28 protein-coding genes and 1 tRNA gene are annotated in these 23,171 nt (G+C 58.3%); 21 read left to right on the forward strand and 8 right to left on the reverse strand.

Going from position 1 to position 23,171, the window contains the following annotated elements:
* Window positions 1-2: 2 nt before the first annotated feature.
* Window positions 3-1,238 carry a c-type cytochrome gene (locus M5G18_RS11205; RefSeq protein WP_273899990.1) on the forward strand — a complete coding sequence of 412 codons (1,236 nt, stop codon included), beginning with the start codon at window positions 3-5 and terminating at the stop codon, window positions 1,236-1,238.
* Window positions 1,239-1,240: 2 nt separating this feature from the next.
* Window positions 1,241-2,212: an XdhC family protein gene (locus tag M5G18_RS11210; protein WP_273899989.1), complete on the forward strand. Its 972-nt coding sequence runs from the start codon at window positions 1,241-1,243 to the stop codon at window positions 2,210-2,212.
* Window positions 2,213-2,264: 52 nt separating this feature from the next.
* Here M5G18_RS11210 and M5G18_RS11215 read toward each other — a convergent pair whose 3' ends face one another.
* Window positions 2,265-3,548 (reverse strand): NAD(P)/FAD-dependent oxidoreductase, encoded by a 1,284-nt coding sequence (locus M5G18_RS11215; RefSeq protein ID WP_127797491.1) that lies wholly within the window; start codon window positions 3,546-3,548, stop codon window positions 2,265-2,267.
* Window positions 3,549-3,732: 184 nt separating this feature from the next.
* On the opposite strand from M5G18_RS11215, the gene M5G18_RS11220 reads away from it, so the two are divergent.
* From M5G18_RS11220 to M5G18_RS11230, 3 genes are all read left to right on the forward strand, one after another.
* Window positions 3,733-3,809: transfer RNA gene (locus M5G18_RS11220), tRNA-Val, on the forward strand.
* 204 nt (window positions 3,810-4,013) lie between these two features.
* The gene (locus M5G18_RS11225) at window positions 4,014-4,436 is read left to right on the forward strand and encodes an RDD family protein (protein WP_273899987.1); all 423 of its coding nucleotides are present in this window, start codon (window positions 4,014-4,016) and stop codon (window positions 4,434-4,436) included.
* Between the two features lie 376 nt (window positions 4,437-4,812).
* A complete protein-coding gene (locus M5G18_RS11230; RefSeq protein ID WP_273899986.1) occupies window positions 4,813-5,268 on the forward strand; it encodes a DUF2214 family protein in 456 nt (151 codons plus the stop codon).
* 207 nt (window positions 5,269-5,475) lie between these two features.
* On the opposite strand, the gene csrA is transcribed toward M5G18_RS11230, so the two are convergent.
* Window positions 5,476-5,670: a carbon storage regulator CsrA gene (gene csrA, locus M5G18_RS11235; RefSeq protein ID WP_003179932.1), complete on the reverse strand. Its 195-nt coding sequence runs from the start codon at window positions 5,668-5,670 to the stop codon at window positions 5,476-5,478.
* A gap of 251 nt (window positions 5,671-5,921) precedes the next feature.
* Between csrA and M5G18_RS11240 the strand changes: the two genes are divergently transcribed.
* On the forward strand, window positions 5,922-6,287 hold the full coding sequence (locus tag M5G18_RS11240; protein ID WP_273899985.1) for an SPOR domain-containing protein: 366 nt from the start codon (window positions 5,922-5,924) through the stop codon (window positions 6,285-6,287).
* A gap of 86 nt (window positions 6,288-6,373) precedes the next feature.
* The gene (locus M5G18_RS11245; protein WP_273899984.1) at window positions 6,374-7,276 is read left to right on the forward strand and encodes a siderophore-interacting protein; all 903 of its coding nucleotides are present in this window, start codon (window positions 6,374-6,376) and stop codon (window positions 7,274-7,276) included.
* Window positions 7,277-7,330: 54 nt separating this feature from the next.
* Here the strand turns inward: M5G18_RS11245 and M5G18_RS11250 are convergent, their stop codons facing one another.
* From M5G18_RS11250 to M5G18_RS11260, 3 genes are all read right to left on the reverse strand, one after another.
* Complete coding sequence (locus M5G18_RS11250) at window positions 7,331-8,020, reverse strand: endonuclease (protein WP_085612799.1); 690 nt, start codon at window positions 8,018-8,020, stop codon at window positions 7,331-7,333.
* 4 nt (window positions 8,021-8,024) lie between these two features.
* A complete protein-coding gene (locus M5G18_RS11255) occupies window positions 8,025-8,294 on the reverse strand; it encodes a DUF1654 domain-containing protein (protein WP_420793322.1) in 270 nt (89 codons plus the stop codon).
* Window positions 8,295-8,480: 186 nt separating this feature from the next.
* Complete coding sequence (locus M5G18_RS11260) at window positions 8,481-9,569, reverse strand: asparaginase (RefSeq protein WP_007956004.1); 1,089 nt, start codon at window positions 9,567-9,569, stop codon at window positions 8,481-8,483.
* Window positions 9,570-9,919: 350 nt separating this feature from the next.
* On the opposite strand from M5G18_RS11260, the gene M5G18_RS11265 reads away from it, so the two are divergent.
* The 8 genes from M5G18_RS11265 (at window position 9,920) to M5G18_RS11300 (ending at window position 17,552) form a co-directional block, all read left to right on the forward strand.
* Window positions 9,920-10,372, forward strand: coding sequence for a hypothetical protein (locus tag M5G18_RS11265; protein WP_179692051.1), 453 nt, complete (start codon window positions 9,920-9,922; stop codon window positions 10,370-10,372).
* Between the two features lie 202 nt (window positions 10,373-10,574).
* Entirely contained in the window at window positions 10,575-11,531 is a 957-nt protein-coding gene (locus M5G18_RS11270; protein WP_207985605.1) for a sugar ABC transporter substrate-binding protein, read from the forward strand.
* Between the two features lie 55 nt (window positions 11,532-11,586).
* Window positions 11,587-13,140: a sugar ABC transporter ATP-binding protein gene (locus tag M5G18_RS11275; RefSeq protein WP_273899981.1), complete on the forward strand. Its 1,554-nt coding sequence runs from the start codon at window positions 11,587-11,589 to the stop codon at window positions 13,138-13,140.
* Entirely contained in the window at window positions 13,137-14,114 is a 978-nt protein-coding gene (locus M5G18_RS11280; protein WP_007956013.1) for an ABC transporter permease, read from the forward strand. Before M5G18_RS11275 ends, M5G18_RS11280 begins: the two co-directional genes overlap by 4 nt.
* 3 nt (window positions 14,115-14,117) lie before the next feature.
* Window positions 14,118-15,137 carry a LacI family DNA-binding transcriptional regulator gene (locus M5G18_RS11285; RefSeq protein WP_007956014.1) on the forward strand — a complete coding sequence of 340 codons (1,020 nt, stop codon included), beginning with the start codon at window positions 14,118-14,120 and terminating at the stop codon, window positions 15,135-15,137.
* Between the two features lie 23 nt (window positions 15,138-15,160).
* A complete protein-coding gene (gene rbsK / locus M5G18_RS11290) occupies window positions 15,161-16,078 on the forward strand; it encodes a ribokinase (protein ID WP_273899980.1) in 918 nt (305 codons plus the stop codon).
* Entirely contained in the window at window positions 16,075-16,479 is a 405-nt protein-coding gene (rbsD, locus tag M5G18_RS11295; protein ID WP_007956017.1) for a D-ribose pyranase, read from the forward strand. Before rbsK ends, rbsD begins: the two co-directional genes overlap by 4 nt.
* Window positions 16,480-16,523: 44 nt before the next feature.
* Window positions 16,524-17,552: a nucleoside hydrolase gene (locus M5G18_RS11300; RefSeq protein WP_085612793.1), complete on the forward strand. Its 1,029-nt coding sequence runs from the start codon at window positions 16,524-16,526 to the stop codon at window positions 17,550-17,552.
* A 33-nt stretch (window positions 17,553-17,585) separates the two neighbouring features.
* Here M5G18_RS11300 and M5G18_RS11305 read toward each other — a convergent pair whose 3' ends face one another.
* On the reverse strand, window positions 17,586-17,798 hold the full coding sequence (locus M5G18_RS11305) for a hypothetical protein (protein ID WP_007956023.1): 213 nt from the start codon (window positions 17,796-17,798) through the stop codon (window positions 17,586-17,588).
* 129 nt (window positions 17,799-17,927) lie between these two features.
* Here M5G18_RS11305 and M5G18_RS11310 point away from each other — a divergent pair, with 129 nt between their 5' ends.
* Complete coding sequence (locus M5G18_RS11310; protein ID WP_007956024.1) at window positions 17,928-18,233, forward strand: hypothetical protein; 306 nt, start codon at window positions 17,928-17,930, stop codon at window positions 18,231-18,233.
* Window positions 18,234-18,400: 167 nt separating this feature from the next.
* The gene (locus tag M5G18_RS11315) at window positions 18,401-18,718 is read left to right on the forward strand and encodes an I78 family peptidase inhibitor (RefSeq protein ID WP_273899976.1); all 318 of its coding nucleotides are present in this window, start codon (window positions 18,401-18,403) and stop codon (window positions 18,716-18,718) included.
* A 71-nt stretch (window positions 18,719-18,789) separates the two neighbouring features.
* Here the strand turns inward: M5G18_RS11315 and M5G18_RS11320 are convergent, their stop codons facing one another.
* Window positions 18,790-19,002, reverse strand: a complete 213-nt coding sequence (locus M5G18_RS11320) for a cold-shock protein (RefSeq protein ID WP_007956027.1) — start codon at window positions 19,000-19,002, stop codon at window positions 18,790-18,792.
* Window positions 19,003-19,292: 290 nt separating this feature from the next.
* A complete protein-coding gene (locus M5G18_RS11325) occupies window positions 19,293-19,595 on the reverse strand; it encodes a hypothetical protein (protein ID WP_262157856.1) in 303 nt (100 codons plus the stop codon).
* 371 nt (window positions 19,596-19,966) lie between these two features.
* Between M5G18_RS11325 and thrS the strand changes: the two genes are divergently transcribed.
* The 4 genes from thrS to rplT are packed head-to-tail and all read left to right on the forward strand — an operon-like array spanning window position 19,967 to window position 23,082.
* Window positions 19,967-21,889 carry a threonine--tRNA ligase gene (thrS, locus tag M5G18_RS11330; protein ID WP_007956031.1) on the forward strand — a complete coding sequence of 641 codons (1,923 nt, stop codon included), beginning with the start codon at window positions 19,967-19,969 and terminating at the stop codon, window positions 21,887-21,889.
* Window positions 21,889-22,440 carry a translation initiation factor IF-3 gene (gene infC / locus M5G18_RS11335; protein WP_169432615.1) on the forward strand — a complete coding sequence of 184 codons (552 nt, stop codon included), beginning with the start codon at window positions 21,889-21,891 and terminating at the stop codon, window positions 22,438-22,440. Before thrS ends, infC begins: the two co-directional genes overlap by 1 nt.
* Window positions 22,441-22,500: 60 nt before the next feature.
* Window positions 22,501-22,695, forward strand: coding sequence for a 50S ribosomal protein L35 (rpmI, locus tag M5G18_RS11340; protein WP_002553160.1), 195 nt, complete (start codon window positions 22,501-22,503; stop codon window positions 22,693-22,695).
* Between the two features lie 30 nt (window positions 22,696-22,725).
* A complete protein-coding gene (rplT, locus tag M5G18_RS11345; RefSeq protein ID WP_007913489.1) occupies window positions 22,726-23,082 on the forward strand; it encodes a 50S ribosomal protein L20 in 357 nt (118 codons plus the stop codon).
* Window positions 23,083-23,171: the final 89 nt, after the last annotated feature.

The following is a 23,171-nucleotide window of genomic DNA, read 5'->3' on the forward strand; positions in this document are numbered from 1 at the left end:
GCATGAAGCAATTACTGACCCGCCTGACCCTGGCGGTCGGGCTGGCTGTGCCTGTGTTGGCGGTGCACGCGGATGATCAGGTCAAGCGCGGCGAATACCTCGCCCGCGCGGCCGACTGCATGGCGTGCCACACGGCGCCCGGCGGCGCGCCGTTTGCTGGCGGCCTGCCGATCGTGTCGCCGTTCGGCACGATCTACGGCACCAACATCACTCCAAGCAAAGAGCACGGCATCGGTTTGTACAACGACGACGAGTTTTTCGCTGCGCTGACTGAAGGCAAGCGTCGTGACGGCGCGAACCTCTATCCGGCGATGCCGTACACCTCGTATCACTTGATGCCGCGTGCGGATTCGGATGCGATTCACGCGTACCTGAAAACCATCGAGCCAATCGAGCGTGCAGCGCCGGTGACGAGTCTGAGCTTTCCGTTCAACGTGCGTCCGGGCTTGATTGGCTGGAACATGATGTACGGCAAAGCCTTGAAGCTCGAATCTGCCGAAGGCAAAAGCGAGGCCTGGAAGCGCGGCCAGTACATGGTCGAAGTGCTCGGCCATTGCGGCGAATGCCATACGCCGCGCGGCCTGCCGGGCGCGATGCAGTTGGACAGGCGCCTGACCGGCGGCATCCTCAACGGCTATCTGGCGCCGAGCCTGCTGGCAACGGATCTGGCGGCGCGCGGCTGGAACCATCAAGACCTGAGCACGTTCCTCAAGCACGGCATGAGCGCTCAGGGCACGATGTTCAACGAGATGTTCCCGGTGTTCCACAACAGCACCCAGGGCCTGAATGATCCGGACCTGGCGGCGATGGCGACTTTCCTGTTGGGCGACAAGCCTCCGGCGGCGAAAGAGCTGACCGAAGTGCCGGTGGAAAAACTCAGTGCCAGCGCTCAACGCGGCCGTCAGGAATACCTGAACGTCTGCGCCGGCTGTCACGCGGCCGGTGGCGAGGGCAAGCCGCACATCGCGGTGGCCATGCGCGGCAACACCACGCTGCGCCTGGAAGACCCGCGCAACCTGTTGCGAGTGATCGAGGATGGCATCGGCGAACAGAAATTCGCCGGGTTCGAACACATGCAGCCGATGCCGGGTTTTGCTGACAAGCTCAGTGCTGAACAGCTGACCGATCTGCTGAACTACCTGCGTCAGGGCTGGGGTGGTCAGTCGGCCGAGCTGGCGGTCGGCGATGTGCAGAAGCTTCAGGCTGACGCCCCGTCCATCGAGCACAAGGCGCACTGATCATGCAGCATCTCGATCTGCAGGTGGTTCGTCGGGCGCTGGAGTGGTCGACAGCGGGGCAGCGCATCTGGCTCTGCACCGTGCTGACGACCTACGGCTCGGCGCCGCGCGCGCCGGGTTCACTGCTGGCGGTGAACGACGGCGGACAGTGGATCGGGTCGCTGTCCGGTGGTTGCGTCGAGGAAGACTTTCTCGAGCGCGTCGCCGAAGGAGCGTTCCTCGATGCGATCAATGTCGTGCGTTATGGCGAAGGTGACGATCCGCGCTCGCGGGTCAGCCTGCCGTGCGGCGGCATTCTCGACGTGCTGGTAGAGAAATTTGACGCCGGTTGCGATGTGCAGGCGCACCTGCGTGAACTCGAATCGGCGTTGCTGGGGCAGCGCCGGTTGATTCGCGAGGTCGATTTGGCCACGGGCGCGCGCAGTCTGTTTGCCGATCGCGAGCAGGGTGCGCGGATCGAGCGTGAAATCGACCGGGTACGGATCCGCATCGGGGCTGCTCAGCGTTTACTGCTGGCCGGCTATTCCAGCGTGGCGCAGGCGTGTGCGGAGTTCGCGGTCGGTCTCGGCTTCGAAGTCATTCTCTGCGATCCGCGCGATGAAGTGCTGGAAGGCGTGGTGCTCAATGGCGTGGAGATCCGACGGCAATTGCCGTCGGTGTTTATCGCCGATGGCGGTTGCCACCGGGATACGGCGGTAGTGGCGTTGACCCACGATCCGCGCATCGACGATCTGGCGATGATGGAAGCCGTGCGCACCGAGGCGTTCTACATCGGCGTGATGGGGTCGTTACAGACGTCACAGAAGCGCTTCGAGCGATTGCGTCGGATTGGCGGTCTGGGGGAGAGCGAACTGGCCCGGGTTCATGCGCCGATCGGCCTTAACCTGGGCAGCAAAACGCCGGCGGAAATTGCTTTGGCAGTGCTCGCGGATATCCTGCGGATTCGCAGCGGGATTGCGCGGGATCAGTTGTGATTTGAGCTGGATGTAAAAAGGGCCGCTATTCAACGGCCCTTTTTTTCGCGCATCAGAAACCGAGCTTGTCGCGCAGTCCGTAGTACCACGCGCCCAGCGCGGCGAACGGTGTGCGCAGCAGTTGCCCGCCGGGGAACGGGTAGTGTGGCAGGTCGGCAAACGCATCGAAGCGCTCGGCTTGTCCGCGCAGTGCCTCGGCCAACACCTTGCCGGCCAGGTGCGTGTAGGTCACGCCGTGGCCGCTGCAGCCTTGGGAGTAATAGATGTTGTCGCCCAGACGTCCAACCTGAGGCAGGCGCGACAGGGTCAGCAGGAAATTGCCGGTCCAGGCGTAGTCGATCTTCACATCCTTGAGTTGCGGAAAGGCCTTGAGCATTTTCGGGCGGATAATCGCTTCGATGTTTGCCGGATCCCGCGCGCCATACACCACACCGCCGCCGAAGATCAGACGCTTGTCGCCAGTGAGGCGGTAGTAGTCGAGCAGATAGTTGCAGTCTTCAACGCAGTAGTCCTGCGGCAGCAGGGATTTCGCCAGCTCATCGCCCAGTGGCTCGGTGGTGATGACCTGAGTGCCGCACGGCATCGATTTGGCCGCCAGTTCCGGCACCAGATTGCCGAGGTAGGCGTTGCCGGCGACGATGATGAATTTGGCTCGGACCTTGCCCAGCGGTGTATGCACGACCGGGTTGGCTCCGCGTTCGATGCGCACGGCCGGCGACTGTTCATAGATAGTGCCACCCAGGGATTCCACGGCGGCGGCTTCGCCCAGCGCCAGGTTAAGCGGGTGGATGTGACCGCCGCTCATGTCGAGCATGCCGCCGACGTACTGATCGCAGGCAACCACTTCGCGGATGCGGCGCTGATCGAGCAGTTCCAGTTGGGTATGGCCGAAGCGTTCCCACAAGCGTTTCTGCGATTCCAGGTGGCCCATCTGCTTGGCAGTAATGGCTGCGAATACACCGCCGTCTTTCAAGTCGCACTGGATGTTGTACTTGCTGACGCGCTCACGAATGATCCGGCCGCCCTCGAACGCCATCTGCCCGAGCAGTTGCGCCTGCTTCGGGCCAACGCTGCGCTCGATCACGTCGATGTCACGGCTGTAGCTGTTGACGATCTGTCCGCCATTGCGCCCCGAAGCGCCGAAACCGACCTTGGCGGCTTCCAGCACGGTCACGCGAAAACCGTTCTCCAGCAGGAACAGGGCTGAGGAAAGTCCCGTATAACCAGCGCCGATCACACAGACATCCGTCTCCACGTCATCCTGCAGGGCAGGGCGTGGTGGTACGGCGTTGGCCGACGCAGCGTAATAAGACTCTGGGTAAGGGGTGTTCGCCATCCTGCAGCCTCTGTTTAATATATTTTACGAGTGCAGCGATCCTACCCCAGTTGAAAAACCTCCGCCAGCCACCGGGAAATCTTCTTGCGCCGGGTCGAAATTAAATATTTTGCATATTCATAGGGTTAGGTGAAAAAAAGGTGTTGACACCCCTCCGGAATTCCGTAGAATGCCGCCTCACAGCAGGCACGTAGCTCAGTTGGTTAGAGCACCACCTTGACATGGTGGGGGTCGTTGGTTCGAGTCCAATCGCGCCTACCAAACAAAATCCGCTCTGCTGGGCGGTCTGGAAGGGCTCACCGAAAGGTGGGCCCTTTTTTGTTGTCTGCGATTTGCAGAACTTTTGCAAAACCCCACCTCAAAGCGCCAATTCGCGACGCTCATAAAATGATGGCTTTGTGCCTCTAAATATTGCCGTGTGTGTGCCGATACGTCTGTATCTCTGCACTAACGGAATGAAACCACATGGAAACCGGCAATACACAAAGCTCCTATCAGAAGCCCAGCAATCTGGCTGGATTGGGGCGCCGGTGGGGAGGGCAGATCATTGATTCCCTCATCACCTTCTTTTTGTTCTTCGCCGTAGCAAAGGCCGCAGAGCTTGTAGGATTGTCTGGAGACCTGGTGGGGCTGCTGGCGCTGGGCGCGGGAGGAGGGTATTACCTTTTTTCCGATGCCATGCCAAATGGTCAGAGCGTGGGTAAAAAGATTCTGGGGATGTCGGTGATTGATGAGCGCAGCTATTTGAACTGCAATCTTTATCAATCCTTTATCCGCAATATCACAACGCCGTTCCTGAATTTTTTTGACTGGATTTTCATTTTCTTTGGTTCGCGCAAGCGCCTGGGCGACATGCTCGCGTCTACGATTGTGATCCGGAACAAGTGAGGGAATGGCAGTCTAGGGCTTTGCCTCTTTTCTGATCCGTTCGTCGCCGATTATCATTGGCGACCTTAAAAATAATGTGGATATTTAATGGTTTACGGTTTTATTGAACCAACCGGTTATCAAAAATACGTTGTTACATACTTGAAAAATCAGTAATATCCGCCCCGCGTTCACCACCACGGTTTATGCATTTTTAAATCCCAAGCTTCCATCAGCTGCTTGGGATTTTTTTTGCCCGCAATTTGCCTTTCCCGCACCTCTGCCCAGCCTCTCGTCTCGCCCGCTCCTGTTTTCCGGGAGGGGTGACAGGCAAGCCCACATTTTTTCGACTACTACTGTCAGGCTGATTTCAACTCTGCCGGACAGGAGTTCATCGATGCTGGTTCATTGGTTTCTTGCAGCGATTCATTTACTGGCATTTGCCATGGGCTTCTGGGCGGTGTTGACGCGAGGGACGGCCTTCAGTCGCCTGGCGTCGGGCTCCGGTGAGGTCGGGCGCGTATTGCTCGCCGACAATCTGTGGGGGCTGTCGGCGCTTGTGTTGCTCATCACAGGCGGCATGCGCGCTTTCGGAGGTTATGAGAAGGGAACCGACTACTACCTGCATCAACCGCTGTTCCATCTGAAGATGACGCTGTTTGTGCTGATTCTGCTTCTGGAACTCATGCCGATGATTACCCTGATCAAGTGGCGTGTGGGCCGGGCGCGCGGTGTTGTCCCTGACACGGGGGGTGCAAAGATGTTCGCGCGTATCAGTCATGCCGAAGCGCTGTTGTTGATACTGATGGTTGTGGCGGCCACCGGAATGGCGCGTGGCGTTACATTCGGCTAGTCGGGCGAGATTCCCAGCCGCTATTCGGAAATGTCCGACAGCCAGCCCGTTGAATGACGGTTAGTATCGGTTGCGAGAAGGGTTGAGGCAGGAAGGGGCGTGGCACGCGCCGTCACCAGGGAGGTGGGGGAATGGCAATACGGCGCTTGAATCTTTAGCCAGTCATTGCGCGCAGGCAAACGAACTGGCTACTGACGGCGGTAGGTCTCAGGGCGTTTGTGGCTTGTCCGGAGCGGTCAGGCCAGCCTGGATGCGCTGGTAGATCTCTTCCCGGTGCACTGCAACGTTCTTGGGAGCATTGATGCCGATTCGAACTTGCTGGCCGCTGACGCCGAGAATGGTGATCGTGATGTCATCACCAATGTTTATGCTTTCACCGACTTTGCGGGTGAGTATCAGCATGGTCTTCTCCTTGATTGCTTTGTAGGGCACCTGATTCAGACAGTGCAGAGGTCGGTGGTACGTATAGATTAGTGCGAAGTCTTACAGTTTGGGTGCCTCTTTCTGACGCGCAGCAGCGGCATTAATTCCCAGCGCGTAACTATACAGGGGCTGTCGGCATCAATCTCGTAGTTTTATGCCGCAATTTGCGGGGCTCGGAAACTATTCTCGAATGTTAAGATCGCCGCTTTGAGAATTCAGAGGGAAGCGTTGTGCGCAAATTGGTCTGGGTAGTCGCGGCACTGGCATTGGCAGGATGTGGCGAAGGCAAGAGTGTGGATGCGCAAAAGCCGAAACCAGCGGTGGTAACGGCGCCTGCTGCGGTGGGGCCGCAGTGGGATCTGGAAGTGCGCGGTGAAACGCCTCAAGCTGTCAGCGACCTCAGCGGCTGGTTGATCGAGCATGGCTTTGTCGCCAGTGTCATCAAAGATGCCAGCGGCAAGACCCGGATCCTGCTCGGTCCTTTCAATTCGAAGGCTGACGCCGAGGCGCGTCAGGCAGATGTGAATGCTGCACTGATCAAGGCGAAGAAGCAGAACATCGAAACGCTGGTGATCGAGCGCACGGCGGCGCAATAAGGATCCATTCAGCGGAGCTGACTAAAGGGTGTCCCCCGTGATTCGTTTTTCAAGGAGTCACTGAAGATATCCAGAAGGAGCTCCGCATGGCCTCCGCCAATCCTTACAAATTGTTCGACGTCGTTTTGCGTCACAAGCAGCAGTTGAGCCCGCATCTCATGCGGATAACGCTCGCAGGCCCGGCGGTCACCGAAATGGCGACGTGGGCGCCGGATCAGCGAGTGAAGCTGTTTTTTCCGGCTGCCGACGGCTCACCCGCCAGGCTTTCTCAGGGCGAGGGGTGGTACGCCCGTTTCCGCTCGATGCTGATCGACCGTCGCCCGGCGATGCGCACCTACACCATTCGTCATTTGCGAGCCGAGTCGGGCGAGGTCGATATCGATTTTGTCCTGCACGGCGAAACCGGCCCGGCTTCCCGTTGGGCGTTGCGAGCGCAGCCTGGCGAGTCAATGCAGATTCTCGCTCCCGACAGCCGATTCTCGGCACAAGAGGCGGGGGGATTTGAATGGAAGCCTCCGCAAACGCTCAAGCAACTTCTGCTGGTCGCCGATGCCACAGCGTTGCCGGCCGCCATGGGAATTCTGGAAGAACTGGCGGCACTGGCTGAACCGCCGCAGGCTCAGGCGTTTTTTGAGGTCGACAGTCGTGAGGACATGTTGGCAGTTCCTGACTGGCCCGGGCTTTCGGTGCAATGGCTGATCCGTGATCACGCAGCTGCCGGCACGTTGATGGTGGAAGCCGTGCGGCAGGCGACGTTGCCTGTCGATGCATCGCCGGTTGGGCAAGCGGTCGAACTGGCGGATGTCGACATCGAAGAAGAGATTCTGTGGGAGATCGCCGATACGGCCAGCGAGGGCTTCTATGGCTGGATCGCCGGAGAATCCGCTGCGGTCATGAGTCTGCGCAAATACCTGATCAAGGAGCGTGGCATCCCTCGCGAATCACTCAATCTGATGGGCTACTGGCGTTACAACAAGTCCGGCGGTTGAGCACAAAAAAGGCCTTGAGTTTATCGCTCAAGGCCTTTTCTTTTGATCAGGCAATCAGCCGCAGGCTTTCAGGTTCACCGGGCCGACAAATTCGTTGCCGCGCCCCATCACACACGCCACGCTCTGATTACGCTGGCGCTCCCAGTCTTGCACCGGGTAAGTCTTGTCCCAGGCTTCGTACAGTTGCCGATCCTGCTTCGACAAGCGCAAGCCGTATTGTTTGCTCATGTAAAAGTAGGTGCGGGCGATCATGCCGCGGATCGAAGGGCGGGGCATGACCTTCTTCGCCTTGAAGTCGACCTGAGTCAGGCAGGAGCCGTACTGACCTTTTTCGACCGGCAGCCAGCCGTAGCTGAAATTGCTGCGATCGCCATTCACCTCGCCGATGCTCGGCACCAGGTTGTGCAGGTCGGCTTCGGCTTTCTGATAACTCGGGTCGTAGCGGGTGCAGTTCTTGCGACCGCCTTCCTGCCAGCATTGACGCTGATGGCCGAACTGCCAGGCCGGAACGATGTGCTCCCATTCGATGCGGGACGCCCGCTTGGCGTTCTTGCGTGGGACGTAGCCGCAGGCGGCCAGATCAACCTTGTTGCCGGTGTATTTGCACCCGCAATAAAACTCGGTGGATTGTGGTGCGTACAGCTTCCAGGCGACCTTCTTGGCTTCGGTGAATGTACGCGGTGCGCCGGCTTGCGCACCCAGGGAAATGAACAGCAACAGCACAGCAGCAAAACGCAGAATCATTGAATCAATCTTCCTTCGGCACAACCCAGAAAATCTGTACGCCGCCATCGTCGCGGTAGGCGAGGGTGACGTTGTCGTTCTCGTCGATCTCTTCCAGCAAGCGCTCCCAGTCATCCACCGGCTCGTCCGGAAGGCGGAAGATCAGTGCGGCTTTGGCTTTTTGAGCGGTGGGGGAGTTGATGATTTTTTGAACGCGCACGCCCATGCGTTCGTAAGCGTCAGGAGCATCAGGGGAAGTGGCCACGAGGTTATCCTTATTAAGCTGTACGTGCATACAGTATTTAACTGTAGGCATTTTCGCAACTGCTTAAAATTCAAGAAAATCCTCTGACAGCGGTTTTCCGATTTTGATGTCACTCAGGTGAAATTTTTCTTTGGAAGAGGCGCAAGCTTCACCCTCCGTCACGTTGACGAAGGGTGAAGTCAGTGCCCGATCAGGAAAAGATCAGGCGAGGGTAAATCAGTATTCCCAGAACATCCGTTGCAGCTCTTTGCTGTCGTTGGTCTTGGTCAGTGCGACCATGGCCAGGATGCGGGCTTTCTGCGGGTTCAGGTCGTGAGCAACCACCCAGTCGTATTTGTCGTCAGGCTGTTCGGCGTTGCGCAGAACGAAACCACCGGCATTGACGTGAGACGAGCGAATGATCTGCACGCCGTCCTTGCGCAGCGCTTGCAGGGTCGGAACCACGCGGGAGGAAACCGAGCCGTTGCCGGTACCGGCATGGATGATCGCCTTGGCGCCGGACTGGGCGAGGGCCTTGTAGGCCGTGTCGCTGACATTGCCGTAGGAATAGGCGATTTCCACATCAGGAAGGCTCTTGATGTTTTTGATGTCGAATTCCGAATCCATGGTGTGGCGCTTGGCTGGCAGGCGGAACCAGTAGGATTTGCCTTCAACCACCATGCCGAGCGGGCCCCAGGCGCTTTTGAAGGCTTCGGTCTTGATGTTGATCATCTTGCTGACATCGCGACCCGACTGGATTTCATCGTTCAGGGTCACCAGGACGCCTTTGCCGCGAGCTTCTTTGCTGCTGGCAACGGCCACGGCGTTGTACAGGTTCAGCATGCCGTCCGCCGACATGGCGGTGCCTGGGCGCATGGAGCCGACGACGATGATCGGCTTGTCGGTTTTTTCCACCAGATTCAGGAAGTACGCAGTCTCTTCCAGCGTGTCGGTGCCATGGGTGATGACGATGCCATCAACGTCTTTGCTGTCGGCCAGTTCGGAAACGCGGCGACCCAATTGCAGGAGGTTTTCGTTGGTGATGCTTTCCGAGGCGATTTGCATGACCTGTTCGCCGCGCACATTGGCCAGCGTGCTCAGTTCGGGAATGCCGGCGATCAATTGTTCGATGCCCACTTTCGCGGCCTGATAAGTCGCGCTGTTGGCAGCGCTGGCGCCCGCGCCGGCAATGGTGCCGCCGGTGGCCAAGACCACAACGTTGGCCAGTTTGGCCTGGGTTTCAGCTTCTTTTGCCTGGAGGGCGGTTGGCAGGAGCAGGAGGAGGGCCAAAGCGCCCGGAACGAAACTCTTCAAAGCAGATGTCATTATTTTTCTCTCTAGTAGTGAGACGGTGCTGATGCAGGTTCATCTAGATGCGCCCCGGGCCGATCTGAATGCCAGGGGTGCAGGGAGGGAGCAGGATCTGTACCAGTCGTACTCTGCTTGAGAGAAATGTTTAACCTTATGATTTAAATCAAGATTTATTCGAAGAATGGCTGTGAGCTTCCCTAGCTCATCCGGGTTTCCGAACGTGGGATGTTTTCTCGTTCGGCTCACCGAAAAGGACTACGAGCCTCGTCCACAGACTGAACTGGCTGCTTTCCAGATCTCTGCTAAAGAAAACAGCGCGCTGGCCGATGCGCCTTGATAGGGATCCAATTTTTTCAGGAGTTCAAATGTCATTGACTATCGGTTTTTCAAATCCCGGTTCGGTCACGATCGGCGGCAAAACGGCCGCTACGATCAATGCAATGAATGAAGCTGAGGCCGATGCGTCCGCCGAGGCACTGGGTACTGAGAAGGTTGAAACCAATCAGGTCAGAACCGGTGGTCCTGCCCAGGAAGCAAGCGCGAGCGAGGCTGAAGGCGGTGACAATCTGAGCGTCACTATCAAGACGCTGCTGAAACGGATGCAGGAACTGCAGAAGCAGCTTCAGGAACAGCAACAGCAACTGGCTGCCGCGCAAGCTGCGAGTTATCCAACCCCCGAAGCCAAGTCGCAAGCGGTGATGTCCATCCAGGGGCAGATCGCTCAGACCAGCGGTGCGCTGCTGGAAGTCTCGGCTGCACTGGTCAAGGAAATGTCGAAGGGGTCTTCTGCCGGTAACGTGGTCAACACCACGGCTTGAGCACTCAAGGGGCGGATCGATGGATTCGCCCCGCAACGCAATACCGATTTCTGATTGTTGACAAATGACGGCGTGATTCGCATAGTTCGGTCTACGCAAACGTTTGCGCGGCCTTCGCGATGGGTTGAATTGTCGTGGGGGTGCAGCGAGCTTACGCCAGCGCAAGCGTTGCTCACAATAATCATAAGATCGGAGTGAACCCATGAAGCTGCCATTCGCTGGACGTCTTCTTGCTGTCGCCATGCTGGCTGCCGCATCCGCCGCACTGCCTGTCTCTTCGGCTTTCGCCGAATCCCCTGAAAAACCAAAAGTCGCCCTGGTCATGAAATCCCTGGCCAACGAGTTCTTCCTGACCATGGAAGATGGCGCCAAGGCCTACCAGAAAGAACATTCCGCCGATTTCGACCTGATCTCCAACGGCATCAAGGACGAAACCGACACGGCGGGGCAGACGCGCATCGTCGAGCAGATGATTCTGGCGAAGGTCAACGCGCTGGTCATCGCACCGTCTGACTCCAAGGCGATGGTGCCAGTGATCAAGAAGGCTGTCGATGCCGGTATCACCGTGATCAACATCGATAACCAACTCGATCCGGCTGTGATCAAAAGCAAGAACATTAGCGTTCCGTTCGTAGGCCCGGACAACCGCAAAGGCGCGCGTCTGGTGGGTGAGTACCTGGCCAAGCAACTGAAGGCCGGTGACGAAGTCGGCATCATTGAAGGTGTCTCCACGACGACCAACGCCCAGCAGCGTACCGCTGGCTTCAAGGATGCGATGGAAGCTGCACAGATCAAGGTTGTCTCCCTGCAGTCCGGCGATTGGGAAATCGACAAGGGCAACAAGGTGGCCGCTTCGATTCTCAGCGAATACCCGGACGTCAAGGCGCTGCTGGCCGGTAACGACAGCATGGCCGTGGGCGCCGTTTCCGCCGTGCGCGCTGCCGGCAAGGCCGGTCAGGTGAAGGTGGTCGGTTACGACAACATCAATGCCATCAAACCGATGCTGAAGGACGGTCGCGTTCTGGCGACTGCCGACCAGTACGCCGCGAAACAAGCGGTGTTTGGCATCGAGACCGCGCTGAAAATCATCAAGGGCGAGAAAGTCGACAGTGGTGCGAATGGTGTGATCGAAACACCGGTCGAGCTGGTCACCCAGTAAGTCCTTTGGCGACACAATGGCGCTCGTCCGTCCGGGCGAGCGCATGGAGATTTTTATGTCAGTTTCCGCTCCGAACGCTGTCCTCTCGGTCAGCGGTATCGGCAAGACCTATGCGCAACCGGTTCTGACCGGCATCGACCTGACGTTGATGTGCGGTGAAGTGCTGGCGCTGACCGGTGAGAACGGTGCCGGCAAAAGCACCCTGTCGAAGATCATCGGCGGGCTGGTCACACCGACCACCGGCCAGATGCAGTTCCAGGGCAAGGAATATCGCCCCGGCAGCCGCACGCAGGCTGAAGAGCTGGGTGTGCGCATGGTCATGCAAGAGCTCAATCTGCTGCCGACGCTTTCGGTGGCCGAGAACCTGTTCCTCGACAACCTGCCAAGCAACGGTGGCTGGATCAGCCGCAAGCAGCTGCGCAAGGCCGCGATCGAAGCCATGGCTCAAGTCGGCCTCGATGCCATCGACCCGGACACGCTGGTCGGCGAGCTGGGCATCGGTCATCAGCAAATGGTCGAGATCGCCCGTAACCTGATCGGCGATTGCCACGTGCTGATCCTCGACGAACCGACTGCGATGCTGACTGCCCGTGAAGTCGAGATGTTGTTCGAGCAAATCACCCGGTTGCAGGCGCGTGGTGTCTCGATCATCTATATCTCCCACCGCCTCGAAGAGCTGGCCCGGGTCGCGCAGCGCATTGCCGTGCTGCGCGACGGCAACCTGGTTTGTGTCGAGCCGATGGCCAATTACAACAGCGAGCAACTGGTCACCCTGATGGTCGGTCGCGAGCTGGGCGAGCATATCGATCTGGGGGCTCGCCATATCGGCGCGCCGGCCCTGACGGTCAAAGGCCTGACCCGCTCCGACAAGGTTCGCGACGTGTCCTTTGAGGTTCGCGCCGGTGAGATTTTTGGTATCTCGGGTCTGATCGGGGCAGGGCGCACCGAACTTTTGCGGCTGATCTTCGGCGCCGATGTCGCGGACAGCGGCACGGTGGCGCTCGGTTCACCGGCAAAAACGGTGAGCATTCGCTCGCCAGTCGACGCCGTGCGCAACGGCATCGCCTTGATCACCGAGGATCGCAAGGGCGAAGGCCTGCTGCTGAGCCAATCGATCAGCGCCAACATTGCCTTGGGCAACATGCCGGAAATTTCCAGCGGCGGGTTCGTCAACAACGGCGATGAAACGAAGCTCGCGCAGCGGCAGATCGACGCCATGCGCATCCGCAGTTCCAGCCCGACGCAACTGGTGTCCGAGCTGTCCGGCGGCAACCAGCAAAAGGTGGTGATCGGGCGCTGGCTCGAGCGCGACTGTTCGGTGCTGCTGTTCGACGAGCCGACTCGCGGTATCGATGTCGGCGCCAAGTTCGATATTTATGCCTTGCTCGGCGAACTGACCCGCCAGGGCAAAGCGTTGGTCGTGGTGTCCAGCGATTTGCGCGAGCTGATGCTGATCTGCGACCGCATCGGTGTGTTGTCGGCAGGGCGCCTGATCGACACGTTCGAGCGCGACAGCTGGACCCAGGATGACTTGCTTGCCGCCGCGTTCGCCGGCTACCAGAAACGTGATGCGCTGCTCAACGAAGCAGCGCCTAGGGATCTCCCATGAAAACTGCATCTTCCGCCGGCAAATCCAGTGGCAATTTCTACGGCCTCGGCACTTACCTGGGCCTGGCCGGCGCGTTGCTGGCAATGATTGCGCTGTTCTCGGTCATGAGCAGCCATTTCCTGTCGTACAACACCTTCAGTACCCTGGCCAACCAGATTCCCGACCTGATGGTTTTGGCGGTGGGCATGACGTTCGTCCTGATCATCGGCGGAATCGACCTGTCGGTGGGCTCGGTACTGGCACTCGCGGCATCTACCGTCAGCGTAGCGATTCTTGGCTGGGGCTGGAGCGTGTTGCCGGCGGCCTTGTTGGGCATGGCCGTTGCGGCGTTGGCCGGCACGGTTACCGGTTCGATTACCGTGGCGTGGCGAATTCCGTCGTTCATCGTGTCGCTCGGTGTACTGGAGATGGCCCGTGGCCTGGCCTATCAGATGACCGGTTCGCGCACGGCCTACATCGGTGACTCCTTCGCCTGGCTGTCCAACCCGATCGCCTTCGGTATTTCGCCGTCGTTCATCATTGCCTTGCTGGTCATCTTCATTGCCCAGGCGGTTCTGACCCGTACCGTGTTCGGTCGCTACCTGATCGGTATCGGCACCAACGAAGAAGCGGTGCGGCTGGCGGGGATCAATCCCAAGCCCTACAAGATCCTGGTGTTCAGCCTGATGGGCCTGCTCGCCGGCATTGCGGCGCTGTTCCAGATTTCCCGGCTGGAAGCAGCCGACCCGAACGCCGGTTCAGGCCTTGAGCTGCAAGTGATCGCCGCTGTGGTGATCGGCGGCACCAGCCTGATGGGCGGACGTGGTTCGGTGATCAGCACCTTTTTCGGTGTGTTGATCATCTCCGTGCTGGCGGCCGGTCTGGCGCAGATTGGCGCGACCGAGCCGACCAAGCGCATCATCACCGGTGCGGTGATCGTGATCGCCGTGGTGCTCGACACCTATCGCAGTCAACGCGCAAGCCGACGGGGCTGATAAATGGCAACGATCAAGGATGTGGCGGCACTTGCAGGAATTTCCTACACGACCGTGTCCCACGTAGTAAACAAGACCCGGCCGGTGAGCGAAGAGGTACGGCTCAAGGTCGAGGCGGCCATCAAGAGTCTCGACTATGTGCCTAGCGCCGTGGCCCGTTCGCTCAAAGCGAAAACCACCGCCACCATCGGTTTGCTGGTGCCCAACAGTCTCAACCCGTACTTCGCCGAACTGGCGCGCGGGATCGAGGATTACTGCGAGCGTAATGGCTACTGCGTGATTCTCTGCAACTCCGACGACAACCCGGACAAGCAACGCAGCTACCTGCGGGTCCTGCTGGAAAAGCGCATCGACGGCTTGATCGTTGCCTCGGCGGGCGGCGACAGCGGTCTGGCGCAAGGACTGGCGGGCGTGAAGACGCCGATGGTGATCGTCGACCGTGGACTCGAAGGCGTGGACGCCGACCTGGTGCGCATCGATCACGAATATGGCGCGTACCTCGCGACGCGGCATTTGCTTGAACTCGGTCACCGTGACATCGCCACGATCGGTGGTCCGGCCAGTACCAGTGTCGCGCAAATGCGCCAGGCCGGTTTTGCTCGAGCGCTGAAAGAGGCCGGTGTTGAAGTATCCCCGTCGCGCATGCTGGAAAGCGACTTCACCAGCACCGGCGGTTACAACGCGGCTTCGATCCTGCTTGAGCGCAACCCGCCGAGCGCGATTTTTGCCGGTAACGACATGATCGGCATTGGTGTGCTGCGAGCGGCGGCGGAACGTAACGTGCGTGTGCCCGCCGAGCTGTCGGTGATCGGCTTCGACGATATCCAGATGAGCCGTTACGTGTATCCAGCGCTGACGACCGTGGGCCAGTCGATCCTTCAGTTGGGTGAGATGGCGGCGGAAGTCTTGTTGCGAAGAATTGCCACACCGGGTCTGGCGACGGATCAGCGGATCGTGACCCCGAGTATTGTCCTGCGCGAATCGACTGCACCGCTGTCCGGCGTGTTCACCGAATACCGCTGAAACGAATTGAAGAGTAGTGATGTATGTCCGCAAATGTAGTGGTAATAGGCAGCCTGAACATGGACCTGGTCACCCGGGCGCCGCGCTTGCCCCGGGGCGGTGAGACGCTGATCGGCCATTCCTTCGCGACGGTGTCCGGTGGCAAGGGCGCCAATCAGGCCGTAGCTGCCGCCCGGCTGGGTGCACAGGTGTCGATGGTCGGCTGTGTCGGCAACGATGACTATGGCGTGCAATTGCGCGACGCATTGCTGGCCGAGCAGATCGATTGTCAGGCGGTCAGCGTGGTGGAGGACTCCAGTGGCGTGGCGCTGATCGTGGTCGATGACAACAGTCAGAACGCGATTGTCATCGTGGCCGGTGCCAATGGCTCGATGACCCCGGCGGTCATCGATCGATTCGACGCCGTGCTGCAAGCGGCCGACGTGATCATCTGCCAGCTGGAAATCCCCGATGCCACCGTAGGCCATGCGCTAAAACGCGGACGTGAACTGGGCAAGACGGTCATCCTCAACCCGGCGCCGGCCACTCGCCCGCTGCCGGCAGACTGGTTTGCCGCCATCGATTACCTGATTCCCAACGAGAGCGAGGCCGCCGCCCTCAGCGGTTTGCCGGTGGACTCTCTGGAGACCGCTGAAAAAGCCGCTGCGCACCTGATTTCACTGGGCGCCGGCAAGGTCATCATCACGCTGGGGGCTCAAGGCTCGTTGTTCGCCAACGGCACGGGTTACCAGCATTTTCCTGCACCCAAAGTGAAGGCTGTGGATACCACCGCCGCCGGGGATACCTTTGTCGGCGGATTTGCGGCGGCACTGGCGGCCGGCAAAACCGAGGACGAGGCCATTCGTTTCGGGCAGGTTGCTGCGGCCCTGTCGGTTACCCGGGCAGGTGCCCAGCCGTCCATTCCCACCACCTCCGACGTACAGGCATTCAAACCCGCATGAAAAAGACTCCTTTGCTCAATGTCGCCCTGTCGCGGCTGATTGCTTCCCTAGGCCACGGCGACATGGTCGTGATCGGTGATGCCGGCCTGCCGGTGCCGCCGGGTGTCGAGTTGATCGACCTCGCGTTGACGCACGGCGTGCCGGATTTCGTCAGCACCCTGAAAGTCGTGCTCAGCGAAATGCAGGTGGAAAGCCACGCGCTGGCCAAGGAGATCTTCGACAAGCAACCGACCGCGCTGTCCACGCTGGACGAGCTGAATGACGAAGGCTCGCTGGGGCGGCGTGACCTGCTCAGTCACGAGCAATTCAAAGTACTCAGCCGACAGGCACGAGCGATTGTTCGTACGGGCGAATGCCAGCCGTACTGCAACATCGTTCTGGTGTCTGGAGTTACGTTCTAAACAGGGTTCGCCCCTTTTGATTTCATCTGCACAAGGAATGCGCCATGCACCGCTATGCTCAAAAAATGCACCAACTGATTCGGAGTCTGCTGCTTTTGTCCGTGATAACCGCGACCGGCGCCCAGGCGGCGGAAAAGATCGACCTGATCATCGACACCGATCCGGGCGCCGACGACGTGGTCGCCCTGTTGTTTGCCCTGGCCTCCCCGGAGGAGCTGAACATTCGCGCGTTGACCACCGTGGCCGGCAACGTGCGTCTGGACAAGACTTCGCGCAATGCGCGTTTGGCCCGTGAGTGGGCAGGGCGGGAAGAGATTCCGGTGTACGCCGGCGCGCCGAAACCGCTGATGCGCACGCCGATCTACGCCGAAAACATCCATGGCAAGGAAGGCCTGTCGGGTGTCACCGTGCACGAGCCGAAAAAAGGCCTGGCCGAAGGCAATGCGGTCAACTACCTGATCGACACCTTGAAAAAAGCCAAGCCACACAGCATCACCATCGCGATGCTCGGTCCGCAGACCAACCTGGCCCTGGCCCTGATCCAGGAGCCGGAGATTGTTCAGGGGATCAAGGAAGTCGTGATCATGGGTGGCGCCCACTTCAATGGCGGCAACATCACGCCGGTGGCTGAATTCAACCTGTACGCCGACCCGCAAGCAGCGGAAGTGGTGCTCAAAAGCGGGGTGAAACTGACGTACCTGCCGCTGGACGTGACCCACAAGATCCTGACCAGCGATGCGCGCCTGAAGCAGATCGCGGCGCTGAACAACAATGCGAGCAAGATTGTCGGCGACATCCTCAACGAGTACATCAAAGGGGATATGGAGCACTACGGCATTCCGGGTGGTCCGGTGCACGACGCCACCGTCGTGGCTTATCTGCTCAAGCCTGAGCTGTTCACTGGCCGGTCGGTGAATGTGGTGGTCGACAGCCGTGAAGGCCCGACCTTCGGCCAGACCATTGTCGACTGGTATGACGGCCTCAAGGCGCCGAAGAACGCCTTCTGGGTGGAGAACGGCGATGCCCAGGGTTTCTTCGATCTACTGACCGAGCGTCTGAAGCGTCTGAAGTAAGTCATATGCCCGCAGGTGCCAGCTTGCGGGCTTTTACTCCCTCTCGGTGTCCGATGTTCCTTTGAAGTCATCGGGATACTTCTCGAACAGCTGGGCGATGAATGACTGCGCGCCCTGTGTTCCCAGTGTCTTCACCAGCAAGTCGATGCTGATCAGTGCCAATTCCTCCGGACTGCCCGGGCTGTAAGAACTGTGCCCTTGTGGCCAGGTGGCCTTGATGTCGGCGGTAATGCTTACGGTGGTCATGGCAAGGCTCGGTCGCGGGATCGGAGTTTTGAGTTAACCACTTTGCCGAGCGTTTGGCACTGCGACTTAGGCATGAGCGCAGGGCTATGCGACACTTGGTCGTTTCCGCAAAAAAACAAGGATTGCGCTGTGCAGATCGATTTGAATAGCCCCGACGGCCTGACCCTTGATGCTGTCCGCCGGATGCTGGCATCGGCCAGTGATGACGAACACACCCAGTTGCGCGTGACCAAGGGCGGAATCGCCTATATCTCTTCGGGTGTCACTGGCGGCCAGGATATCGATGGCCTGCTGTTTCGTCTGGAGACCTGGGCAAAAGGCTCGGGATACGTGGGAAATGTCGCAGCCAGCGACGAAGTCTGGGTCATGCAGATTTTCAATGCGCTCAAGGACAACTGGCCGAATCCGCCCTACGACTACATTGATGTCTACTGAACGTCATTAATATTCAGTGACGTTTTACCGGGTGATGCTTCAGGCGTTGCTCAGGCACACTCGGCGTTTTTCCGATCGTGGGGCAGGGTGATAGCACTCAGCGTGAAACCAAACGCCGTATTGGCGGTCGCACGATCTCTGCTCAAAATTGAAATAAGGAGGCTTCAATGCCTTGGAAGTTCGCGTCACTGGGTGCACTGATGGCCGTTGCTCTGTTGGCTGGTTGCTCTACGACCTCCAGCGAGTCGCAGAAGGATCCCGTGGCGACTGAGGCTGGACATGGTCGTTGTGAAGCATCGGCTGCGGAGTTCGCTCTCGGCAAGAAAGCTTCGCCGGAGCTGTTGGAGCAAGCACGCAAGAAAGCCGGTGCGCAGAACGCCCGGTTCCTCAAGCCGAATGACATGATTACTTTGGAGTACCGTTCCGATCGCCTTAACCTGAATACCGATCAGAACCTGGTGATCACCCGCGTCAACTGCGGCTGAGCCTTCGGGCTTTTGTTTCACCCATAAAAAACCCCGTCACATGGACGGGGTTTTTTTAGTGCGCCGAGAAATTACTCTGGGCGAACTTGTGCAGCTTGCATACCCTTTTGGCCTTTCTCAGCCACGAAGGAAACGGTTTGGCCTTCTTTCAGGCTTTTGAAACCGTCAGTTTCGATAGCTTTGAAGTGTACGAACAGGTCGTCACCGCCACCTTGAGGAGTGATGAAGCCGAAGCCTTTTTCATCGTTGAACCATTTAACGGTGCCGGTTTGGCGATTAGACATGGTGTATCTCCAAGAAACATATATTTTCAGTAGTACTGTGCTGCTCAGGCCAACTGGGCACACCGGGGTATCATAGTCGAAATGTTCGCTTTGGTAGCCCCCCGGACGTGCTGTTTGCCAATCAGTCGTGTTTTCTTTCCTGCCTGTTTCGGCTGGAGGCCCCGGTTTAAAAGGCTTCGAGCGAAAAATAAAGACAATAAAAAAACCTGTAAAACCTGCATAAAACGTTCGAAAAAGCCTGATTCAGATGCTTTTCAGCGGTGCTGGGGGCATTGAAAAGGCCTGATTCATCATTTTTTCGCCGGGGTATTGGCCTTGCATTTGGCAATTTGCCCCAGGGCTTTTTGCTGCAATTCCTGGCTGGCTTTGTTGTCCATCAGCGCCTGAATGTCGCTGGCAGGGTAGGACTTGATGGCATCGGCACCGCACGCGCAGTGAGATTTTGCAGCAGCGGCACCGATTTGCGGGGTGGCCGCCTGGGTGCACTGAGCCATGTATTTCTCACGCTCGCCCTTTGGCCAGTCGGCGTGGGCGCTCAGCGGCAGCAGAAAAACGAGGGGGGCGACTGCGGCAAGCAGGGTGTTAAGACGCATGCGAGGATGCTCCTTGTGGGTCAATGTCTTGTTATCTGAGGGCCCAACGGCCGATCAAGTTCAGCACTCTGGCATAAAACAGACGATTTGCCTCTCGGTAAAACCTGAGTGCATCGGTGACCGCTCATCTGTGCTAGCATGCCTCGCTCGGGCGTTCGCAGGCTCCGGATGACCTTCAGTCCCGGTAGCGGCAGTGCACGAATTTTCTGATTTGAATCCCAGTCACTCTGGTTCGGTTTTCCGGTTGGCCGCAAGGCTCCTGCCGCTGTAAGGCAGGCGTTCGTCATTGAATGGCCTGGATCGGATCTTGTACTGGCTCATCCCAACCCACGTGACCTTTGGTAGGGGTCACCACTAGGAGAGGAGGCGCCATGCCAACTATTACTCTTCCCGACGGCAGTCAACGTTCATTCGATCACCCGGTTTCCGTAGCCGAGGTCGCCGCATCCATCGGTGCCGGTCTGGCCAAGGCCACCGTGGCCGGCAAGGTCAACGGCAAGCTGGTCGACGCCTGCGACATCATCGACAGCGACGCGACGCTGCAAATCATCACGCCAAAGGATGAAGAGGGGCTGGAGATCATTCGCCACTCTTGCGCCCACCTGGTCGGCCATGCGGTCAAGCAGCTGTACCCGACTGCAAAAATGGTCATCGGGCCGGTTATCGACGAAGGCTTCTATTACGACATCGCCTTCGAGCGTCCTTTTACTCCGGACGACATGGCGGCCATCGAACAGCGCATGCAACAGCTGATCGATACGGAATATGACGTCATCAAGAAAGTCACTCCGCGTGCCGAAGTGATCGAAGTGTTCAAGGCCCGTGGCGAAGACTACAAGCTGCGTCTGGTCGAAGACATGCCGAACGAGCAGGCCATGGGTCTGTACTATCACGAAGAATACGTCGACATGTGCCGCGGTCCGCACGTGCCGAACACCCGCTTCCTGAAATCCTTCAAGCTGACCAAGCTGTCCGGCGCCTACTGGCGCGGAGATGCCAAGAACGAGCAATTGCAACGCGTTTACGGCACCGCGTGGGCAGACAAGAAGCAACTGGCTGCTTACATCCAGCGTATCGAAGAAGCTGAAAAGCGCGATCACCGCAAGATCGGCAAGCGCCTGGGCCTGTTCCATACTCAGGAAGAAGCACCGGGCATGGTGTTCTGGCACCCGAATGGCTGGACGCTGTACCAGGTACTCGAGCAGTACATGCGCAAGGTGCAGCGCGACAACGGCTATCTCGAGATCAAGACGCCGCAAGTCGTTGACCGCAGCCTGTGGGAGAAATCCGGGCACTGGGCCAACTACGCCGACAACATGTTCACCACCGAGTCGGAAAGCCGCGACTACGCCATCAAGCCGATGAACTGCCCTTGCCACGTGCAGGTGTTCAACCAGGGCCTGAAGAGCTACCGCGAGCTGCCGATGCGTCTGGCCGAGTTCGGTGCCTGCCACCGTAACGAGCCGTCGGGTGCGCTGCACGGCATCATGCGTGTGCGTGCGTTCACTCAGGATGACGCCCACATCTTCTGCACCGAAGAGCAGATGCAGGCCGAATCCGCTGCGTTCATCAAGCTGACCATGGATGTTTACCGCGACTTCGGCTTTACCGATGTCGAGATGAAGCTGTCCACTCGTCCGGAAAAACGCGTCGGTTCCGACGAGCTGTGGGATCGCGCCGAAGCAGCCCTGGCTGCAGCCCTTGATAGCGCTGGCCTGCCGTACGATCTGCAACCGGGTGAAGGGGCGTTCTACGGTCCGAAGATCGAATTCTCGCTGAAAGATTGCCTCGGCCGCGTGTGGCAGTGTGGTACCTTGCAGCTCGATTTCAACCTGCCTGTGCGTCTGGGAGCTGAATACGTCTCCGAAGATAACAGCCGCAAGCATCCGGTGATGTTGCACCGAGCGATCCTCGGTTCGTTCGAGCGTTTCGTCGGGATTCTGATCGAGCACTACGAAGGTGCATTCCCTGCGTGGCTGGCGCCAACCCAGGCAGTGATCATGAATATCACTGATAAACAGGCAGATTTCGTCGCTCAGGTCGAAAAAACTCTCAACGAAAGCGGGTTTCGTGCCAAGTCCGACTTGAGAAATGAAAAGATCGGCTTTAAAATCCGCGAGCATACTTTGCTCAAGGTTCCATATCTCTTGGTTATTGGGGATAAGGAAGTCGAGATGCAGACTGTCGCTGTGCGTACTCGTGAAGGTGCTGACCTGGGCTCGATGCCCGTCGCCCAGTTCGCTGAGTTTCTCGCGCAAGCGGTTTCCCGGCGTGGTCGCCCAGATTCGGAGTAATTATTATTAAGCGTGAAATGAGACAAGATAAACGAGCTGCACCGAAAGCCCCGATCAACGAGAATATCTCGGCACGCGAGGTTCGGTTAATTGGCGCTGATGGCGAGCAGATTGGCATCGTCTCGATTGATGAAGCGCTTCGTATTGCTGAAGAAGCAAAGCTTGATCTGGTAGAAATCTCTGCAGACGCAGTCCCACCGGTTTGCCGGGTGATGGACTACGGCAAATCGATCTTCGAAAAGAAGAAGCAGATTGCTGCGGCGAAGAAAAACCAGAAGCAGATTCAGGTAAAAGAAATCAAGTTTCGTCCAGGGACGGAGGAAGGGGATTACCAGGTAAAACTGCGCAACCTGGTACGTTTCCTGAGTGACGGGGACAGGGCCAAGGTATCCTTGCGATTCCGCGGCCGTGAGATGGCCCACCAGGAGCTGGGGATGGAACTCCTCAAGCGGGTTGAACAAGACCTGCTCGAGTACGGTTCGGTCGAACAGCATCCTAAGATGGAAGGACGCCAGCTGATCATGGTCATCGCCCCGAAAAAGAAGAAGTAATCAACAGGGCACGGCAGGCCTTCTGATTATGTTTATCAACTGAATGCGGAGTATCCGAACATGCCAAAGATGAAAACCAAAAGTGGTGCTGCTAAGCGGTTTCTGAAAACTGCTAACGGTATCAAGCACAAGCACGCTTTCAAGAGCCACATCCTGACCAAAATGTCGACCAAGCGTAAGCGTCAACTGCGCGGTAGCAGCTTGCTGCATCCGTCTGACGTGGCAAAAGTCGAGCGCATGCTGCGCCTTCGTTAATTTTTGGATCAAGAATAGAGGAAGTAACTCATGGCTCGTGTAAAGCGTGGCGTCATTGCCCGTAAACGTCACAAAAAAATTCTGAAACTTGCTAAAGGCTACTACGGCGCACGCTCCCGCGTATTCCGTGTTGCCAAGCAAGCGGTAATCAAGGCAGGCCAATACGCCTACCGTGACCGTCGTCAGAAAAAACGTCAGTTCCGCGCTCTGTGGATCGCTCGTATCAACGCTGGTGCTCGTGTTAACGGTCTGTCCTACAGCCGTTTCATCGCTGGCCTGAAAAAAGCGTCCATCGAGATCGACCGTAAGGTTCTGGCTGATCTGGCAGTGAACGAAAAAGCGGTGTTTGCTGCGATTGTCGAGAAAGCTAAAGCCACCTTGGCTTAAGTACCCCCGACAATCACCCGGCCTCACCTCCGTGGGGCCAGGTGGTAAACGTCTTAAATAGGGGAAGAGCCTTCAAGCTCTTCCCCTAT

This window comes from Pseudomonas aphyarum, from assembly GCF_028657055.1.
Lineage (GTDB): Bacteria > Pseudomonadota > Gammaproteobacteria > Pseudomonadales > Pseudomonadaceae > Aquipseudomonas > Aquipseudomonas aphyarum.

Excerpts from the sequence above, each read along its gene's own strand:
- M5G18_RS11205 (WP_273899990.1), top strand. The coding sequence starts at position 3 with ATGAAGCAATTACTGACCCGCCTGACCCTGGCGGTCGGGCTGGCTGTG.
- M5G18_RS11210 (WP_273899989.1), top strand. The coding sequence starts at position 1,241 with ATGCAGCATCTCGATCTGCAGGTGGTTCGTCGGGCGCTGGAGTGGTCG.
- M5G18_RS11215 (WP_127797491.1), bottom strand. The coding sequence starts at position 3,548 with ATGGCGAACACCCCTTACCCAGAGTCTTATTACGCTGCGTCGGCCAAC.
- M5G18_RS11225 (WP_273899987.1), top strand. The coding sequence starts at position 4,014 with ATGGAAACCGGCAATACACAAAGCTCCTATCAGAAGCCCAGCAATCTG.
- M5G18_RS11230 (WP_273899986.1), top strand. The coding sequence starts at position 4,813 with ATGCTGGTTCATTGGTTTCTTGCAGCGATTCATTTACTGGCATTTGCC.
- csrA (WP_003179932.1), bottom strand. The coding sequence starts at position 5,670 with ATGCTGATACTCACCCGCAAAGTCGGTGAAAGCATAAACATTGGTGAT.
- M5G18_RS11245 (WP_273899984.1), top strand. The coding sequence starts at position 6,374 with ATGGCCTCCGCCAATCCTTACAAATTGTTCGACGTCGTTTTGCGTCAC.
- M5G18_RS11250 (WP_085612799.1), bottom strand. The coding sequence starts at position 8,020 with ATGATTCTGCGTTTTGCTGCTGTGCTGTTGCTGTTCATTTCCCTGGGT.
- M5G18_RS11255 (WP_420793322.1), bottom strand. The coding sequence starts at position 8,294 with ATGCACGTACAGCTTAATAAGGATAACCTCGTGGCCACTTCCCCTGAT.
- M5G18_RS11260 (WP_007956004.1), bottom strand. The coding sequence starts at position 9,569 with ATGACATCTGCTTTGAAGAGTTTCGTTCCGGGCGCTTTGGCCCTCCTC.
- M5G18_RS11265 (WP_179692051.1), top strand. The coding sequence starts at position 9,920 with ATGTCATTGACTATCGGTTTTTCAAATCCCGGTTCGGTCACGATCGGC.
- M5G18_RS11270 (WP_207985605.1), top strand. The coding sequence starts at position 10,575 with ATGAAGCTGCCATTCGCTGGACGTCTTCTTGCTGTCGCCATGCTGGCT.
- M5G18_RS11275 (WP_273899981.1), top strand. The coding sequence starts at position 11,587 with ATGTCAGTTTCCGCTCCGAACGCTGTCCTCTCGGTCAGCGGTATCGGC.
- M5G18_RS11280 (WP_007956013.1), top strand. The coding sequence starts at position 13,137 with ATGAAAACTGCATCTTCCGCCGGCAAATCCAGTGGCAATTTCTACGGC.
- M5G18_RS11285 (WP_007956014.1), top strand. The coding sequence starts at position 14,118 with ATGGCAACGATCAAGGATGTGGCGGCACTTGCAGGAATTTCCTACACG.
- rbsK (WP_273899980.1), top strand. The coding sequence starts at position 15,161 with ATGTCCGCAAATGTAGTGGTAATAGGCAGCCTGAACATGGACCTGGTC.
- rbsD (WP_007956017.1), top strand. The coding sequence starts at position 16,075 with ATGAAAAAGACTCCTTTGCTCAATGTCGCCCTGTCGCGGCTGATTGCT.
- M5G18_RS11300 (WP_085612793.1), top strand. The coding sequence starts at position 16,524 with ATGCACCGCTATGCTCAAAAAATGCACCAACTGATTCGGAGTCTGCTG.
- M5G18_RS11305 (WP_007956023.1), bottom strand. The coding sequence starts at position 17,798 with ATGACCACCGTAAGCATTACCGCCGACATCAAGGCCACCTGGCCACAA.
- M5G18_RS11315 (WP_273899976.1), top strand. The coding sequence starts at position 18,401 with ATGCCTTGGAAGTTCGCGTCACTGGGTGCACTGATGGCCGTTGCTCTG.
- M5G18_RS11320 (WP_007956027.1), bottom strand. The coding sequence starts at position 19,002 with ATGTCTAATCGCCAAACCGGCACCGTTAAATGGTTCAACGATGAAAAA.
- M5G18_RS11325 (WP_262157856.1), bottom strand. The coding sequence starts at position 19,595 with ATGCGTCTTAACACCCTGCTTGCCGCAGTCGCCCCCCTCGTTTTTCTG.
- thrS (WP_007956031.1), top strand. The coding sequence starts at position 19,967 with ATGCCAACTATTACTCTTCCCGACGGCAGTCAACGTTCATTCGATCAC.
- rpmI (WP_002553160.1), top strand. The coding sequence starts at position 22,501 with ATGCCAAAGATGAAAACCAAAAGTGGTGCTGCTAAGCGGTTTCTGAAA.
- rplT (WP_007913489.1), top strand. The coding sequence starts at position 22,726 with ATGGCTCGTGTAAAGCGTGGCGTCATTGCCCGTAAACGTCACAAAAAA.